Raw genomic sequence first — 15,245 nt, forward strand, 5'->3', positions numbered from 1 at the left:
TATAAATTCCGTATCGCGGAAACAATATCTTATTGCGGAAAGAAATGTGCTGGTCTACTCTCCAATACAGTCGCAGAGGGTAAATCTATTCAGTAAATTGCTATATATGTAAATTATGATGTGCCTGACTTGCGGCTTTCTGCCTCTTTTGAGGTAATTTGATGTTGGTCAGGAGGATAACTATGTCAATACAAGAAATGCCTGAATATTCATCTCCCTATCGTTGGGTCATGGCGGCAATCACTGGGGTCATCATGACCACCAGTTTCATCTCTCTCACCTCATTCGGCGTATCGGCGCCAGCCATGGCGGCGGCGATGCATGTTTCTGTGCAGTCGCTATCTGCTGCCGGCATCGATGCCTTTTCGGTGGGTTTATTTATCGCTTTTTTTCTCGGTCATGGTGGGATATTTGATACTCGGATTCGCCTGGGAGTCTTGGTTGCGCAGCTCTTCTTGATCGTTCCGCAGATTCTCATCCCAATTCTCATGCCAATCACGCAGTCTTTGGTGCTGCTGATCGTATTTCGATTTTTGCAGGGGCTCATGATCATGATGATCGCCCTGTTTTCCCTGCAACTTGCGGGTTGGTTTCGCTCCAGTCAACGTGGAATCTCGCTCGCAGCGATGTTGGGTGCCATTACCCTGGGCGGTGCCGTTGGTGGAGTGATTACCGGAGATCTCGCATCTATGGGCTGGCAGGTCGTCTATTTCATTACCGCGGCGATCATGATCGCCGGTGCGGCGGTGTACTTTGTCTTTGCCCGAGATGCCAGCAGTCATGCCGAGGGAATCAAGAAATCCAAGGCCGAGCACCGCAAGCATAAGTTGTGGTCTTATCCCATGACCTGGATCATGGGTATCGTGCAAATTCCCAATAACTGGACGCTTTTTACGATTGGCGGATTTTTGCCCATCTATGCCTATCATCTAGGTTATAAGCCAGAAGAAACTGGTAACGTAATGTTTATTTGGGGATTGATGGGTTTTGCAGCTGCTGTACTCGGTGCGCTGCTCGGTGATTACTGGGCAAAACGGGACAATACGCACCGGAATTTCGTGAACGCTCGCCTTGGTGTGATCAGTTTGGCAAATGTGTTCATCATTGTCGGTGCCTTGATGATTCTTTACATTGCACCGATCTCCTATCCCTTGCTGCTCCTGTCGGCGTTGGTCGTGGCGTGCACGATGGCAACGCCACCCAATTACTGGGCCTCGCCCTGTAATATCTTTCCGGTTGCGACGATGGGTGCAGGTGCCTTCGCTATCGGCGTCATCTCAAACTCGGTGAGTGCTATCGGTCCGGTGGTATCGTCGATTATCATTCACACCGTTGGCTGGGATGGGGTGTTTTGGGTGATGGTGGGGCTCGCCGCGGTGGGGCTCGGCGTGAACTATCTGGCGAGCCAGACGCGCCTGCCCATAGAAATCGAGGGGGAAGCGGTTGGTTCTGCGAGTTGTGCCGCCGGCCTCAGTCATTGAGTCGGTACTGGTGCGTCGAGATCGAGGATGACGGTAAGTCCCTGTAAGCGTTGCTCGATGCGCCGGGCGGCCTCTTGCAGCAGAGGTATCCACTCTTCTCTGCGACGGTGAATGGGCGAAGAAATGCTCAGACCCACCAGGCACGGAAGGGTAGTACGAACGAGGACGCCGAGACAGCCAACGCCGATCTCGGCTTCCTCGTCATCGCGCGCATACCCGTCTTTCTGAGCTTGCTGTACGGTATCCCACAGGCTAGCGAGCCGGGTGATGGAGTGCGAGGTGAGCGCAGGTAACCCGGTGCGTTCTGCGTAGCCTCGTACCCAGTCGTAGCCATGCTCAGCCAGCATCCATTTGCCTACTGCGGTGCAGTGCAGGGGGGCATGTGAGCCAATGACCTGTTCCACGCGCATCATTCGGGGAGAGAGGACACGCTCGATATATAGTACCTCGTCCTTCTGTTGGATGGTCAGATTTACAGTTTCCCCGATCTGGTCCCGCAACCACGCCATGGCTGGCCGTGCGAGGGCACGGAGATCGGCGCGACTGTGGACCAAGCGGCTCCAGTCGAGCAGGCGTGGGCCGAAGCAATAATTCCCCTGCAGATCCCGCTCGACTAAACCATTTTCCTGGGCAGACGCCAGAATGCGAAAGGCAGAGGATGGGGCAAGGCCAGTACAGGCAGACAGCACTTTTAACGAAGTGCTGCCACCTTCTTCGGCAAGCGCGTCCAGCAACAGGCGCAAACGATCAATGACCTGCACGGAACTGCGACTGATGGGATCCGTGTTTTTCATAATGTGGAATATATACCTTATTGCGGAAAATGCATATCTCTCCTACCCTAAAGGACACGATCTGACTACGGGACGCCAGTACCATGACACAAGTACCTTCATTGCCCGCCCACGCCCCCGATTTTTGCGCTGGCATGCTTTGCTACGGCGAGGCTTGGCCAGAATTTGACCGTTTGGGAAGCGAAGCAGTCATCCGGGAAGGGTCGCGGGCGATTCCTGATCCCGCCGACGAAAGTGCCGTCTATCAGACCCTGTTGCTCGCTGACGCCCTGCGTTACTGCACCCTGCAGGTCTGTGCCGCCAAGTCGTCCGGACACCCTGGGGGATTTGCCTCCAGCGCGGATATCTATGCGGCTTTGGTCATGCTCGGACACACCAATATCGTGACTGAAGTAGGGCATCATGCGCCAGGATTCTACAGCGCGATGTTTCTCGATGGTTCTCTGGAGGCCATGCAGATCCAGAACATGAGCGATTTCATGGCACGTTTTCGCGAGCGCCACGGCCTACTGGGGCATCTCTCCGGCGCTATCCCAGGTCTCCTGGCACCGGCGGGGCCGCTCGGGCAGGGGCAGCACTTTGCTATGGCGGGGGCGCTGTTGCATCCGGGTACCCTGTTTCCCGTCACCATCGGTGACGGCGGCTTTGGTGAACCCTATGTGCTGAGCAGCATGAAGCACTTCCATTTTGCCTATCCGCAGGTCACCAACTATCTGCCCATCCTGGTCTGGAATGGCTTCAGTCAGGAGCACCACTCCATGGTCTCGCGCATGAGCAATGCCGAGATGATTGCCTACTGGAAGGCGCATGACTTCGATGAAGTCATCCTGATCGACGCCAAGGATTTTGACGACGCCAGTCAGTCTGGGCCCTATGTAGATTCGTCCAAATTTTCCCTCGCGCAGCGCCTCGCTTTCATGCAGGCAGTGCTCGCGGCAACGGCCAAGGCGGCAGACTCGGCCTTGCAGGGGCGCCACACCGCCGTCATTCTCAAGCAGCTCAAGGGCGCTGGCGTGCATGTCACGGGGGCGAAATCCCACAATCTGTATCCCAAGGATACTATGGACTCCCCCGAGATCCACGCCGCTTTGCAGCGTCTGGCGCTGGCGCCAAAGGCCTGGGCTCTGGTGCGGGAAAATGCCCGCCGCGCCGGTGGTGGCCCCGCCGCGCAGACGGTGGTCACGGAGACGATTCTTGACCTAGCGCCATTGGGTTCCTTCCCAATGCAGGATTTCGCTGTGGGCGAGCAGGTGGTGCCAGCTACGGCCTTCGGCGCACTGGTGGCTTGGCTCGGCCAGCAGGATCGGCGTTTTGTGGTGACCAATGCCGACGGTAACGAGGCTTCAGCGATGAAAAACATCAACGATGCCCTGAAGATTCGCCATCCCACGGAAGACCCGCTCTACAACCAGACGCCCAACGGCCAGGTCTATGAACCGCTCAACGAGGATGCCTGCGCCGGTCTTGCCGCGGGCTTGGCCTTGTTTGGCGGTCGCTCCCTCTGGTTGTCGTACGAATCCTTTGCCATCAACGGCTGGCCTATCGTGCAGACTGTGGGGCAGGCGATGGCGGAATTACGGCGGCCGACGCCTTCGGTGGTTTGCATGTTCACCGCAGGTGCCCTGGAGCAAGGGCGGAACGGCTGGACCCATCAGCGTCCCGAAATCGAGAACTATTTTGCCGCGCAGATGCGCAATGGCAATGTCTTTCTGCTCTACCCCTGCGATGCCAATGCGGCGCAGGCCGCCTACGAATATGCGGTAGAGAGCCAGAACAAGGTGATGGTGATCATTGCCTCCAAGAGCCCGTTGCCCGTTCACCTGGATATGGCGACTGCGCGGATGGCGATCCGGCGGGGTGCGGTACTGTTGCACGAAAGCACGGGCACGCGGGCAACGGTAACCCTGGCGGTCACCGGAGATATGGTTCTGCAGCCGGTTTTTGCCGCAGGCGACGAGCTGGCGGCGCAGGGCTACGGGGTGCGCATCGTCAGTGTGCTCAATCCGCGCCAGCTCTACCGGGAGAGTGATGTGGCGGTCGACACCGTGGCGGAACCGGATCGAGATTTCCTGCCGGATGCCGAATTTTATGCGTTGTTTGCTGGTGAGATCCTGTTAGGTATCAGCGGCGGCGGATCGGCGCCGCTGGAGCCGGTCTTTCTGCGTAGCCGTGCCCAGCATCGTGATATCCTGGCGTGGCGTCATGGTGAAACCACGGCAAGTGCGGGCGAGCTCATGGCATTCAATGGGCTGACCAGCGCGGCCATCGTGGCTAGGGTACAGGCCTTGTCGGCCTGAACTGGGGCGGTGAAAATGGGTGAGGCGAGCAGCAAAATTATCGTCATCGATGACGACCCGACCGGCTCGCAGACGGTGCACTCCTGTCCCCTGCTCCTGCGCTGGGACGTGCAGACCTTGGTCGAGGGGCTGGCGGACCCATCACCGCTCTGCTTTATCCTGAGCAACAGTCGGGGGATGACGGCGGCGGAGGCGGCGCGGGTGACGCGGGAAATTGCGGAGAATCTACGTACGGTGCTGGCGCAAAGCGATGCGGAGGGTCCGCCGCCCCTTCTCGTCAGTCGTTCGGACTCTACCCTGCGCGGTCATTATCCCTTGGAAACGGATGTGCTGGCCGAGGTTCTCGGGCCTTTCGATGCCCATTTTCTGGTACCCGCCTTTTTTGAGGGCGGGCGGATTACCCGCGATGGCACACACTACGTACGTCAGAACGGGCGGGAGATCCCCGCGCATGAGACCGAATTTGCCCGCGATTCGGTCTTTGCCTACCAACACAGTTACCTCCCCGATTACGTCGCGGAAAAGACCCAGGGCCGGATTCCCGCCTCCAGCGTTCAGCGGATATCCTTGCCAGAACTGCATGCAGGTTGTCTGCCGCGCCTGCTGACTTTGCAGGGCAATGTCTGCGTGGTCGTAGATGCCGAAAAGCCAGAGGATCTGGCGGCCTTCGCCCGCGACGTCAAACAGGCCGTAACGCAAGGAAAACGCTTTCTCTTTCGCAGTGCCGCCAGTCTGCTGACGGCGCTCGCTGACTTGCCCCCGCAGCCGGTTCCGGCAGAGGAAATGTACCGCTGGGTGCGCGCTAACCGTCCTGGTCTGATCCTGGTTGGTTCACACGTGCGCAAGACGACGGAACAGCTAGAACGCCTCTTGGCGGAACCGGATCTGCAAGGGATCGAGGTGGATGTCGATGCCTGTCAGGGCGCGGCGGGGGATGCGCAGCTCGCGGAAATCCGGCAACAGGCAGAAGCCATCCACGCCGGCGGCAAGGACATTGTGCTCTACACCAGCCGCGTCGAACGCCAGTTTCCGGATCAAGACACGCGCCTTGCCTTTGGGGTGGCGGTATCCGCATTCCTGATGCGTGCCTTACAGGCCATGCCTGCAGACCTGGGATTTTTGATCAGCAAGGGCGGTATCACTTCCAATGACGTGCTGAGCCATGGGTTGGCCTTGCGTCAGGCCCGGGTCTTGGGGCAGATCCTGCCGGGTTGTTCGGTGCTGCAATGTCCTGCGGAGCATCCGCAGTTTCCGGCACTGCCCGTGGTGATTTTCCCGGGCAATGTCGGCGATGCGGATGCCCTTGCCTTGGCGCGTCGCCGCCTGCACGGAGAGTCCTGACCATGGAAGAGGCTACGCATACCCCGGCAGAGCAGGATTTTCTGCGGGCGCTGGCCGCGGCCCTGCCTGCCGAGCGGGTGCGCAGTGGCCGGGAATCCTTGCAACCCTACGAGTGTGACGGGCTTTCGGTATTGCGGGAACTGCCCCTATGCGTGGTTCTGCCGCAGGATCGCGAGGAGGTACAGACTCTTCTGCGCCTGTGTCGGCAATATCAGATTCCGGTCGTTCCGCGCGGAGCCGGTACCGGACTCTCCGGGGGTGCGCGGCCGGTGGCAGGCGCGGTGCTTTTATCTTTGGCGCGGATGAATCGCATCCTGGATATCGATCTGGAAAATCGGACTGCTCGCGTCCAGCCGGGGGTGCGCAATCTGGCCATCAGCGAGGCGGTGCGACCCTTTGGCTTCTATTATGCCCCCGATCCCTCTTCGCAGATTGCCTGTAGTATTGGTGGAAATGTGGCGGAAAATTCGGGTGGCGTGCATTGTCTCAAGTATGGACTGACGGTACATAATGTCCTCGCCTTGGAGGTACTCACTGCCGATGGAGAAGTCCTTCATCTCGGTGGACTGACGCCGGATGTACCCGGCTATGATCTCCTCGCCTTGTTCATCGGTTCCGAAGGGTTACTGGGTATCGTGGTGGAAGTCACGGTACGGCTGCTGCCTGTCCCCGAAAACACCGTAGTTCTGCTGGCCGCCTTTGCCGAGCTCAGCCTTGCCGCGGATGCCGTCAGTGCCATTATCGCTGCTGGCATCATCCCTGCCGGACTGGAGATGATGGATCGCTTGGCCATCCAGGCGGCCGAAGATTTTGTGCATGCCCGCTACCCGCGCGATGCTGCTGCTATTTTGCTCTGTGAACTCGATGGGAGTGCGGAGGAATTGGTGGAAAGTGTTGCTTTGGTCGAGGAGATTCTGCGCCGCCAAGGGGCGGACAGCATCCGCGTAGCCCGAGACCCGGATACCCGTGCCCTGCTCTGGAAAGGACGTAAGGCGGCTTTCCCTGCTGTGGGCCGTATGGCGCCGGATTATTACTGTATGGACGGCACCATCCCGCGCGGGCGCCTGGCTGAGGTCCTGGAGCAGATCGCCCGATGGTCGGAGGAAATCGGGCTCGCAGTAGCGAACGTCTTCCACGCTGGCGATGGCAATCTGCATCCTCTGATTCTCTACGATGCCAATGCAGCGGGGCAGATTGCTGCCGCGGAGTCTTTTGGTCAGCGGATCCTTGCCCTGTGCGTGGAGGTAGGCGGCAGCATCACCGGAGAACACGGGGTAGGGGTGGAGAAATTGGATAGCATGTGTGTACAGTTTTCCGCTGCAGAGCTGGAGACCATGCATCGGATCAAGGGAGCCTTTGATCCCGAAGGACGCCTGAACCCCGGGAAAGCCATACCGACCCTGCACCGTTGTGCCGAGTTGGGGGCCATGCATGTGCATGGGGGCGTCCTGCCATTTCCCGAGCTGGAGCGCTTTTGAGATGGATATCACTGGGCGCTTGCAGGAGCAGGTCCAGGATGCCTATGCCGCCCAGCGCCCACTGCGTATTCGTGCAGGTACTACTAAGTCTTTTTATGGTCGTCCGGTAGACGCCGACGCCGAACTCGATCTGCGCGAACATAGCGGGATTGTCGATTACCAACCGGCGGAGCTTTATGTGACGGTGCGCGCCGGAACTCGGTTGCGCGAACTGCAGGAAACCCTTGCCGGGCAGGGACAGACCTTGGCCTTTGAGCCGCCCTGTCATGGCGAAGACTCTACCATTGGTGGGGTTGTCGCCTGCGGCTTTTCCGGCCCGGCGCGACCGTACGCCGGTTCCGCGCGCGACCACCTGCTGGGGGTACGAATCCTGGATGGGCGCGGGCAAGATCTGCGCTTTGGTGGGCACGTCATGAAGAACGTGGCCGGCTACGATCTTTCGCGGCTGATGGTGGGCGCCCAGGGTAGCCTTGGGGTATTGCTCGAACTCAGTCTCAAGGTCTTGCCCCTCCCGGCGCGGCACATGACCTTCGTGCAGGAGCGCCAAATGGCCGCGGCAATCAAAGAAATGCAGCGTTGGGAGGCCCAGCCGATCCCCTTGAGCGCCTCTGCCTGGATGGACGGGCAACTCTATCTGCGTTTTTCTGGCGCGGAGTCCGCCCTTGCCGGTCTACGCGCGTGCGTGGGCGGGGATCTACTCCTGCCCGCCGAAGCAACACAGTTCTGGGCGCAGCTACGGGATCAACAACTTCCATTTTTTGCTCCGGGATCAGCCCTGTGGCGCCTGGCACTGCCAACCGGTACCCCGCCTGTACTGATGGAATTGCCGCAACTGTTGGAATGGGGTGGCAGTATCCGTTGGCTGCGCGGCGATGCCAGTGCGGAAGAGATCCGCGCGCAGACGGCCAGTCGAAATGGCTATGCCATTCAGTATCGGGGCGCACCGAACCCGCATCCCCTGCCTCCACTGTCTGAGCCTCTTCGTATCTTGCACGGACGCGTCAAAGACGCCATGGATCCACGGCACATTCTCAATCCTGGCCGCCTCTATGCGGATTTGTGAGGTGAAAAATGCAATGTGAGATCGCCCCGAATTTCCACAATGACGAGGATATGATCGAGGCCAAGGCGATTTTGCGTAGCTGCGTACATTGCGGTTTCTGCACGGCTACTTGTCCTACCTATCAGATCCTGGGCGACGAGCTCGATGGGCCGCGCGGACGCATCTATCTCATCAAGGAGTTTCTGGCAGGGGCGCCGACCAGCAGTGAAAGCCTGACCCATCTGGATCGCTGTTTGCTCTGTCGCGCCTGCGAAACGACCTGTCCCTCCGGTGTGCGCTACGCACGCCTGGTGGAGATTGGCCGCCGCAATCTGAAGCCGCATCTCGATCGACCGGCAAGTGAGCGCCTGCAGCGCGCGTTGTTGCGTAGCATCATCCCGTATCCACAGCGCCTGCGCCCATTCTTGCAGATCGCGCAACGGGTCAAGGAGGTGCTGCGAGAGGACTGGGCGCGAAGGATTCCCGACTGCCCTGCGTCGACCGCTGCGACGAATCACCAGGGTTCCGAGCAAGCTCGGGTGCTGTTGCTGGCAGGTTGCGTGCAAAGTGTCAGCACGCCGGCCACCAATCTTGCGTTGCAGAAGATTCTCGATTACCTGCAAATTCCCTGGCGGGTTCCCGCCGCGGCCGGCTGCTGTGGTGCCCTCAGCTTGCATCTGAGTGCGGAAGAGGAGGCGCTCGGCTTCATGCGGCGTAATATCGACGCCTGGTGGCCCTGGATAGAGCAGGGCGCGCGGGCCATTCTCGTGAGTGCCAGCGGCTGTGGGGCAATGGTCAAGGAATATGGCCAAGCCTTGCAGCATGATCCCGCCTACGCCGAAAAGGCCCGGCGCATTGCCGAATTGGCTCGTGATCCCGGCGAGTGGCTGCTCGCAGAAAAATTTGAATTTCCCAGCTTTGCTCCCCACCAGAGGAAGGTAGCCTTCCATTCTCCCTGCTCGTTGCAGCATGCCCAGAGAATATCTGGAAAAATTGAAACCCTGTTGCAGCGCGTTGGCTATGATCTGGTACCGGTGGCGGACGCTCACCTCTGTTGTGGTTCGGCTGGCAGTTACTCCCTGCTACAGCCCGATCTCGCAAAGGAGTTGCGCGAGCGCAAGTTATCCTGTCTGGAGGCAAAAGCGCCCGATTGCATTGCCACCGCCAATGTGGGTTGTCAGCTGCACTTACAGCAAGAGGCAGCTGTGCCCGTGCGACACTGGCTAGAACTGTTGGCCGACGCCTTACCCGAAAATTTGGGCGCTGGTGAGAGACAGTCGCCCACCCAAGCGTAGCAGTGCCGCCGTATTCCGCGCTGTCTCGCGCAAGTGATCGGCTCCCTCCCGGAATAGCTCGGTCTCTTCTCCCAGGCGAGGAAGACTGGTGAGAATCACATCCACCCCCAGCTCCCGGAACACATCGGTCTCGCCGGAGCGCGATCCGGCCAGGACAATCAGCGGCTTCCCTAGGCGCTGGCAGCGTTTGGCGATACCCGCAATCGTCTTGCCGCGAATGGTCTGGGCGTCGATGCGGCCTTCCCCGGTGAGAACCAAGTCGGCGGCGCAGATTTTTTCATCGAGATCGATGAGATCGGCAATGCTGTCGATGCCAGGACGCAATCGGGCACCCAGGAAGGCGAGGCAGGCGGCACCCACGCCACCGGCGGCACCACTGCCCGGGATGTGACGGATGTCTCGGCCGATACTGTGCTCAATGCAGTCCGCGAAATTTTTCATACCGCTTTCCAGCACTTCAATCGCAATCTGGTCGGCTCCCTTTTGCGGGCCGAACATCCGCGTCGCGCCGGAGTCTCCCAGCAGGGGGCTATCGACGTCGCAGATGATCTCAACACCGCAGTTCTGCAAACGCTCGTCGAGACGACTAGCGTCGATGGAACGCACTTGCGCCAGGGCGGCGCCGCAGGGGGGCAGGACTTGCCCCTCGACATCGTAAAAGCGAATTCCCAAGGCCGAGAGTAGGCCCATGCCGCCATCATTGCTTGCGCTTCCTCCAATGCCCATCACGATTTTTTGACAACCCTGATCGAGCGCGGCACGAATCATCTCGCCGGTGCCTGTGCTTGCGGTGCGCAACGGATCTCTCTCCTTGGCATCCAAAAGCAGCAGGCCGCTAGCTTGCGCCATCTCGAGGATGGCGGTGTGACCACCGTCGACGATACCAATGTGTGCTTGGATCTCGCGACCAAGTGGATCGTGCACTACGGTCGCGACCCGTGTTCCCGGTAGTACCTGCAAAAGCAGATCCAGGGTACCCTCGCCGCCATCGGCAAGGGGCAAGCGCTGATACTGCCAATCGGGGAATATGTCACAAAAACCCGCTTGCATGGCGGCAGCGGCCTCGCCCGCCGTCAGACAACCCTTGAAGTGGTCGGGGACGATCAGCACCTGCATAATATTTCCGTTGATGAGGCAGACATATTGTCTTGTCAGTGTAGCGCAGTTGCCCCATAGAAGACGGGTTGGTTAGTGTGCAGCGGCTACGAATCTTTGCAAGCCGAGGCCGAATGATCCAACACGGAATGGGCGGTTGTGCAGAAAAGGTGGAAATAGCTCTACAAAGCGGAGAGCCGCATCTGCGAGTACCTAGCCAATCTAATATTGCCCTTTTGGGGAGGGTTTGTCGGAGTTGAGGATTGATTATGGCCCGGCTAGCGCGTGAATTTCCTGCGGCGCGGTCCCATGCTTGTCGTGCTTTAGTGCGGCGGCGACAAAGGTAGCCAAGACCGAGACATAGCCCTTGCGAATGACTTGGTCTCTCAGTCCTTGCTTTCCCTTGGCCTTTGTCGCTATTCTCAAGGCTTGGAGAACGCTAGGGGCGTCCCGACTGGGGCTGAGAAGTACCCTTGGAACCTGATCCGGTTCAGACCGGCGTAGGGAAGCGGCCAGTTCCTGGCGTTCGCGGATTGCAAAAGGAGCAACGCCATGGCAACTCGTCCGCAGGACGTCAATACTCTTCCGAGCGATAGCGAAGTAACTACCGGCCCCATTCTTGGATCGCGGAAGTGCTACACCTCCGGCACGCTCTTCCCCGAGCTGCGCGTGCCCCACCGCGAGATCGACCAAACTCCAACCCGGCAGCGGGATGATTCCCTAGTGCAGAACCCCGCTATTCCCGTCTATGACGTGAGCGGGCCGTACACCGATCCGGCGGTGAATATCGATATCCGCGCGGGTCTGACGCCGCAGCGCTGGCACTGGTCCTGGGTCTTTCCGGATACGCTGGTGCACAGCATCGAGCCCTCATCTGCCTATGGTCGCCAGCGCCAGGAAGATCCCAAGACCGCTGCCATCCGCTTTCAGCGCCGCGCCGAGATCCGCCGCGCGGCACCGGGCGGGAATGTGTCGCAGATGCATGCGGCGCGGCTTGGCATCATCACCCCTGAGATGGAGTATGTCGCCATCCGCGAAAATGAGAACCTGGAGCAGCTGCGCGCGACCCATCCGGAGTTGTTCCGCAGTCATCCCGGCGAAAACTTCGGGGCAAAATTACCAGAACGCTACACGCCGGAATTTGTGCGGGAGGAGATTGCCGCAGGTCGGGCGATCATCCCCGCCAACATCAATCATCCCGAACTCGAACCCATGGCCATTGGCCGCAATTTTCGCGTCAAGATCAATGCCAACATCGGCAACTCGGCGGTCAGCAGCTCCATTGCCGAAGAGGTAGAGAAGATGGTCTGGGCCATCCGCTGGGGGGCCGATACGGTCATGGATCTTTCCACCGGCAAGCACATCCACGAAACGCGGGAATGGATTCTGCGCAACTCGCCGGTGCCCATTGGCACGGTGCCCATTTATCAGGCGCTGGAAAAGGTCGATGGCAAGGCCGAAGAGCTGACCTGGGAATTGTTCCGCGATACCCTCATCGAGCAGGCGGAGCAGGGGGTGGACTATTTCACCATCCATGCGGGGGTCTTGCTGCGCTATGTGCCGCTGACGGCCAATCGTCTGACGGGCATCGTCTCCCGCGGTGGTTCGATCATGGCCAAATGGTGTCTGGCGCACCACCAGGAAAATTTCCTCTACACTCACTTTGCCGAGATCTGCGAGATCATGCAGGCCTATGATGTCAGCTTCTCGCTGGGTGACGGATTGCGCCCAGGATCGATTGCCGACGCCAACGACGAGGCCCAGTTTGCCGAACTGCATACCCTCGGTGAACTTACCCAGATCGCCTGGCAGCACGACGTACAGGTGATGATCGAGGGACCGGGGCACGTACCCATGCAACGCATTCGCGCCAACATGGAAGAAGAGCTACAGCACTGCTTCGAGGCGCCTTTTTATACTTTGGGACCGCTGACGACGGACATTGCGCCGGGCTATGATCACATCACCAGCGCTATCGGGGCTGCGCAGATCGGTTGGTACGGTACTGCCATGCTTTGTTATGTCACGCCCAAGGAGCACCTGGGCCTGCCGGACAAGGAAGATGTGCGCGAAGGGGTGATGGCCTACAAGCTCGCCGCCCATGCCGCAGATCTGGCCAAGGGCTATCCCGGTGCGCAGGTGCGCGACAATGCCTTGTCCAAGGCGCGTTTCGAATTCCGCTGGGGGGATCAGTTCCATCTGGGTCTCGACCCGGAAAAGGCGCAGGCCTATCACGATGAGACCCTGCCCCAGGAAGGCGCCAAACTCGCGCACTTCTGCTCCATGTGCGGTCCCCATTTCTGCTCGATGAAGATCACGCAGGATTTGCAGGAGTACGCGGAGCAGGGAATGCGCGAGAAATCGGCGGACTTTCAGCGCCTCGGTAAGAACATCTATCTCAAATCCTGAGCCTTGGCTCAGAGATAAACGCCGAGCACCCCGACAAAGGTCAGGATAAGGGCAAGGGCGGCAAGGAAACGGGCGAAGAGCCCATAACCGCGCAGCGCCTTCGCCGCCGCTGCCCAATCCTGTCCAGTCAGGGCGCGGCGTAGACGCTTCATTGGTGCAAAGGCGAGGTGAAAGGCGCCGAGGGCGGCAATCGTCCCCAGCACGACCATGATCCACACCGCCACCCCGAGGCTGCCAAAGCCGCCGATACTGCTCACCATGGCGTAACCGCTCAGCAGCAGGAGCAGAGCAGCGAAGATTCCCCCGAAAGAGAAGGCCTGGATGGCTTGCGCAAGCGAGTGCCAGGACTGGGGCGTATGCTCCAGGCGCAGCCAGCGCGGCAGTAGGTAAAAACCGAGGAACACCAGCCCGCCGATCCAGTAGAACAGCGCAACCAAGTGAAAAAACTGCCAGATGGCAAATTGAGGCATGATTTCCTCCAATAAAAAAAGGGGCCCGAAGGCCCCAAGGATACGCTACCGATGGAACTCGTGACTACTTGAAGCGCTTGCGGGTATAGAGATACATGATCCCGGCAATGCTCAGGTAGACCAATGGCAAAAAGAAGATGATGTCTTCCAGATCCGTGTAATGCATGGTCGCCTCCTAGCGTGAAGAGATGCCTTTCTGATTCAGCTCTTCATCCTGGCGGTCGAACATCGCCGCGCCAGAAGCGGAAATCAGAACGATCATCGTGGTACCTACCAGCCAGGCAAAGTACCAGGGGCCATAGTCGCCGGTAATCACCGCCAAAAATAGAGCGAAGGCGAGAATTACGAAACCGGTAATAAATGTCAGCAAGCCTTTCATATTGGCCTCCTATCAGTACGCGTGGTCGTCACTGGCGGCAGGTGCCTTGACCTTGCCGCGCATGACATTGAAGCACCAGGTGGTGTACGCCAGGATCGTGGGGACGAAGATTGCGGTGAAGATCGTCATCCAGATCAGGTTGTACTGGCTACCCGTACCATTCCAGACGGTGATGCTCTGCGCCGGGTTGTCGCTGGAGGGCATGAGGAAGGGGAACATCGAGATGCCCACCGTACCCAGGATGCTGATCCAGGAAATGGCGCCTAACCACCAAGCCAAGCCAGCCTTCTGTGCCCGCATGGCAAAGGAGCCAGCCAGCATGGCCAGGATGCCGATCAAGGGGACGATCCACAGGATCGGCGCACTATGGTAGTTGTTGAGCCAAGCCCCTGCCTCACGGGTCACGTTCTGCGCCGCTGAGATATTGGCAGGCATGCTCGGGTCCGCATCATGCAGCACATAGCCGGTCTTGGCAGAGATCCAGATGCCGCCGACGACGAAAAGGATGGCACTCAACACGCCCGCCACCGAGCCGATCTTCTTGGCACGGCTGTAGATTGGGTCGACACCACGAATCATCAGCATGGCAGAGCCCTGATAGATGGCCATAGTCAGCGCCAGTACACCACAGAGAATTGCGAAGGGATTCAGCAGGTACCAGATGAAGGACTCAGTCTGGTAGTACTGGCCATCCCAGCCAAAGTGGAATCCGACGCCCTCGAGGATATTCCCGATGGCCGCGCCGTAGATGATCATGGGTAGGGCACCAGAAATCAGGAAAACCCAGTCCCAGGTGTTGCGCCATTTCTCGGTGGGAACCTTGGAGCGATACTCAAAGGCCACCGGGCGCATGATCATGCTAAACAGCAGCAGAATCATGACGATGTAAAAGACCGAAAAGGAAGTGGCATAGAGGCTGGGGAAGGCCGCAAAAATGGCGCCACCACCCAGAATGAACCAGACCTGATTGCCGTCCCAGTGCGGCCCGACGATGTTCAGGGCCTCACGCCGCTCGCCATCGGTTTTGCCGACAAAGCGCATCAGCGCGCCGACACCCATATCCATACCCACCATGATGGCCAAGCCCATGAGCAGAACGCCCAAGAGTAACCACCACAAGACTTTCAGAAAAACATATGCATCCATTATCTGCTCCTTGTGCGG

General features: G+C 59.1%; 12 protein-coding genes and 1 riboswitch. Of the genes, 7 read left to right on the forward strand and 5 right to left on the reverse strand.

From position 1 onward, the window contains the following. Window positions 1–182: 182 nt before the first annotated feature. Window positions 183–1,481: an MFS transporter gene (locus AC2VNM_RS08420; RefSeq protein ID WP_483166763.1), complete on the forward strand. Its 1,299-nt coding sequence runs from the start codon at window positions 183–185 to the stop codon at window positions 1,479–1,481. On the opposite strand, the gene AC2VNM_RS08425 is transcribed toward AC2VNM_RS08420, so the two are convergent. After that, window positions 1,475–2,275 (reverse strand): IclR family transcriptional regulator, encoded by an 801-nt coding sequence (locus AC2VNM_RS08425; RefSeq protein ID WP_483166762.1) that lies wholly within the window; start codon window positions 2,273–2,275, stop codon window positions 1,475–1,477. The genes AC2VNM_RS08420 and AC2VNM_RS08425 overlap by 7 nt on opposite strands. An 83-nt stretch (window positions 2,276–2,358) precedes the next feature. Between AC2VNM_RS08425 and AC2VNM_RS08430 the strand changes: the two genes are divergently transcribed. The 5 genes from AC2VNM_RS08430 to glcF are packed head-to-tail and all read left to right on the forward strand — an operon-like array spanning window position 2,359 to window position 9,728. Continuing rightward, window positions 2,359–4,572, forward strand: coding sequence for a phosphoketolase family protein (locus AC2VNM_RS08430; protein ID WP_486913149.1), 2,214 nt, complete (start codon window positions 2,359–2,361; stop codon window positions 4,570–4,572). Between the two features lie 15 nt (window positions 4,573–4,587). Then, on the forward strand, window positions 4,588–5,913 hold the full coding sequence (locus AC2VNM_RS08435) for a four-carbon acid sugar kinase family protein (RefSeq protein ID WP_486913150.1): 1,326 nt from the start codon (window positions 4,588–4,590) through the stop codon (window positions 5,911–5,913). A gap of 2 nt (window positions 5,914–5,915) precedes the next feature. Continuing rightward, window positions 5,916–7,391, forward strand: a complete 1,476-nt coding sequence (locus AC2VNM_RS08440) for an FAD-linked oxidase C-terminal domain-containing protein (protein ID WP_486913151.1) — start codon at window positions 5,916–5,918, stop codon at window positions 7,389–7,391. A gap of 1 nt (window position 7,392) precedes the next feature. Next, window positions 7,393–8,454, forward strand: coding sequence for a glycolate oxidase subunit GlcE (gene glcE, locus AC2VNM_RS08445; RefSeq protein ID WP_483166758.1), 1,062 nt, complete (start codon window positions 7,393–7,395; stop codon window positions 8,452–8,454). An 8-nt stretch (window positions 8,455–8,462) separates the two neighbouring features. Continuing rightward, window positions 8,463–9,728 (forward strand): glycolate oxidase subunit GlcF, encoded by a 1,266-nt coding sequence (gene glcF / locus AC2VNM_RS08450; protein ID WP_486913152.1) that lies wholly within the window; start codon window positions 8,463–8,465, stop codon window positions 9,726–9,728. On the opposite strand, the gene AC2VNM_RS08455 is transcribed toward glcF, so the two are convergent. Further along, a complete protein-coding gene (locus AC2VNM_RS08455) occupies window positions 9,678–10,844 on the reverse strand; it encodes a glycerate kinase (protein WP_486913153.1) in 1,167 nt (388 codons plus the stop codon). The genes glcF and AC2VNM_RS08455 overlap by 51 nt on opposite strands. A gap of 410 nt (window positions 10,845–11,254) precedes the next feature. Beyond that, window positions 11,255–11,347: riboswitch (TPP riboswitch) on the forward strand. Between the two features lie 28 nt (window positions 11,348–11,375). On the opposite strand from AC2VNM_RS08455, the gene thiC reads away from it, so the two are divergent. Then, window positions 11,376–13,232 (forward strand): phosphomethylpyrimidine synthase ThiC, encoded by a 1,857-nt coding sequence (thiC, locus tag AC2VNM_RS08460; protein WP_483166755.1) that lies wholly within the window; start codon window positions 11,376–11,378, stop codon window positions 13,230–13,232. 8 nt (window positions 13,233–13,240) lie between these two features. Here the strand turns inward: thiC and AC2VNM_RS08465 are convergent, their stop codons facing one another. The 3 genes from AC2VNM_RS08465 to cydB all read right to left on the reverse strand — a co-directional run bounded on the left by AC2VNM_RS08465 (window position 13,241) and on the right by cydB (window position 15,227). Further along, window positions 13,241–13,702 carry a hypothetical protein gene (locus AC2VNM_RS08465; protein WP_483166754.1) on the reverse strand — a complete coding sequence of 154 codons (462 nt, stop codon included), beginning with the start codon at window positions 13,700–13,702 and terminating at the stop codon, window positions 13,241–13,243. A gap of 175 nt (window positions 13,703–13,877) precedes the next feature. Further along, complete coding sequence (locus AC2VNM_RS08470) at window positions 13,878–14,081, reverse strand: hypothetical protein (RefSeq protein WP_215870947.1); 204 nt, start codon at window positions 14,079–14,081, stop codon at window positions 13,878–13,880. 12 nt (window positions 14,082–14,093) lie between these two features. After that, window positions 14,094–15,227, reverse strand: a complete 1,134-nt coding sequence (cydB, locus tag AC2VNM_RS08475) for a cytochrome d ubiquinol oxidase subunit II (RefSeq protein ID WP_483166753.1) — start codon at window positions 15,225–15,227, stop codon at window positions 14,094–14,096. Window positions 15,228–15,245 lie beyond the last annotated feature (18 nt).

The organism is Acidithiobacillus sp. TH-A67 (assembly GCF_057473545.1).

Coding starts and splice junctions, on each gene's coding strand:
- AC2VNM_RS08420 (WP_483166763.1), top strand. CDS start 183: ATGTCAATACAAGAAATGCCTGAATATTCATCTCCCTATCGTTGGGTC.
- AC2VNM_RS08425 (WP_483166762.1), bottom strand. CDS start 2,275: ATGAAAAACACGGATCCCATCAGTCGCAGTTCCGTGCAGGTCATTGAT.
- AC2VNM_RS08430 (WP_486913149.1), top strand. CDS start 2,359: ATGACACAAGTACCTTCATTGCCCGCCCACGCCCCCGATTTTTGCGCT.
- AC2VNM_RS08435 (WP_486913150.1), top strand. CDS start 4,588: ATGGGTGAGGCGAGCAGCAAAATTATCGTCATCGATGACGACCCGACC.
- AC2VNM_RS08440 (WP_486913151.1), top strand. CDS start 5,916: ATGGAAGAGGCTACGCATACCCCGGCAGAGCAGGATTTTCTGCGGGCG.
- glcE (WP_483166758.1), top strand. CDS start 7,393: ATGGATATCACTGGGCGCTTGCAGGAGCAGGTCCAGGATGCCTATGCC.
- glcF (WP_486913152.1), top strand. CDS start 8,463: ATGCAATGTGAGATCGCCCCGAATTTCCACAATGACGAGGATATGATC.
- AC2VNM_RS08455 (WP_486913153.1), bottom strand. CDS start 10,844: ATGCAGGTGCTGATCGTCCCCGACCACTTCAAGGGTTGTCTGACGGCG.
- thiC (WP_483166755.1), top strand. CDS start 11,376: ATGGCAACTCGTCCGCAGGACGTCAATACTCTTCCGAGCGATAGCGAA.
- AC2VNM_RS08465 (WP_483166754.1), bottom strand. CDS start 13,702: ATGCCTCAATTTGCCATCTGGCAGTTTTTTCACTTGGTTGCGCTGTTC.
- AC2VNM_RS08470 (WP_215870947.1), bottom strand. CDS start 14,081: ATGAAAGGCTTGCTGACATTTATTACCGGTTTCGTAATTCTCGCCTTC.
- cydB (WP_483166753.1), bottom strand. CDS start 15,227: ATGGATGCATATGTTTTTCTGAAAGTCTTGTGGTGGTTACTCTTGGGC.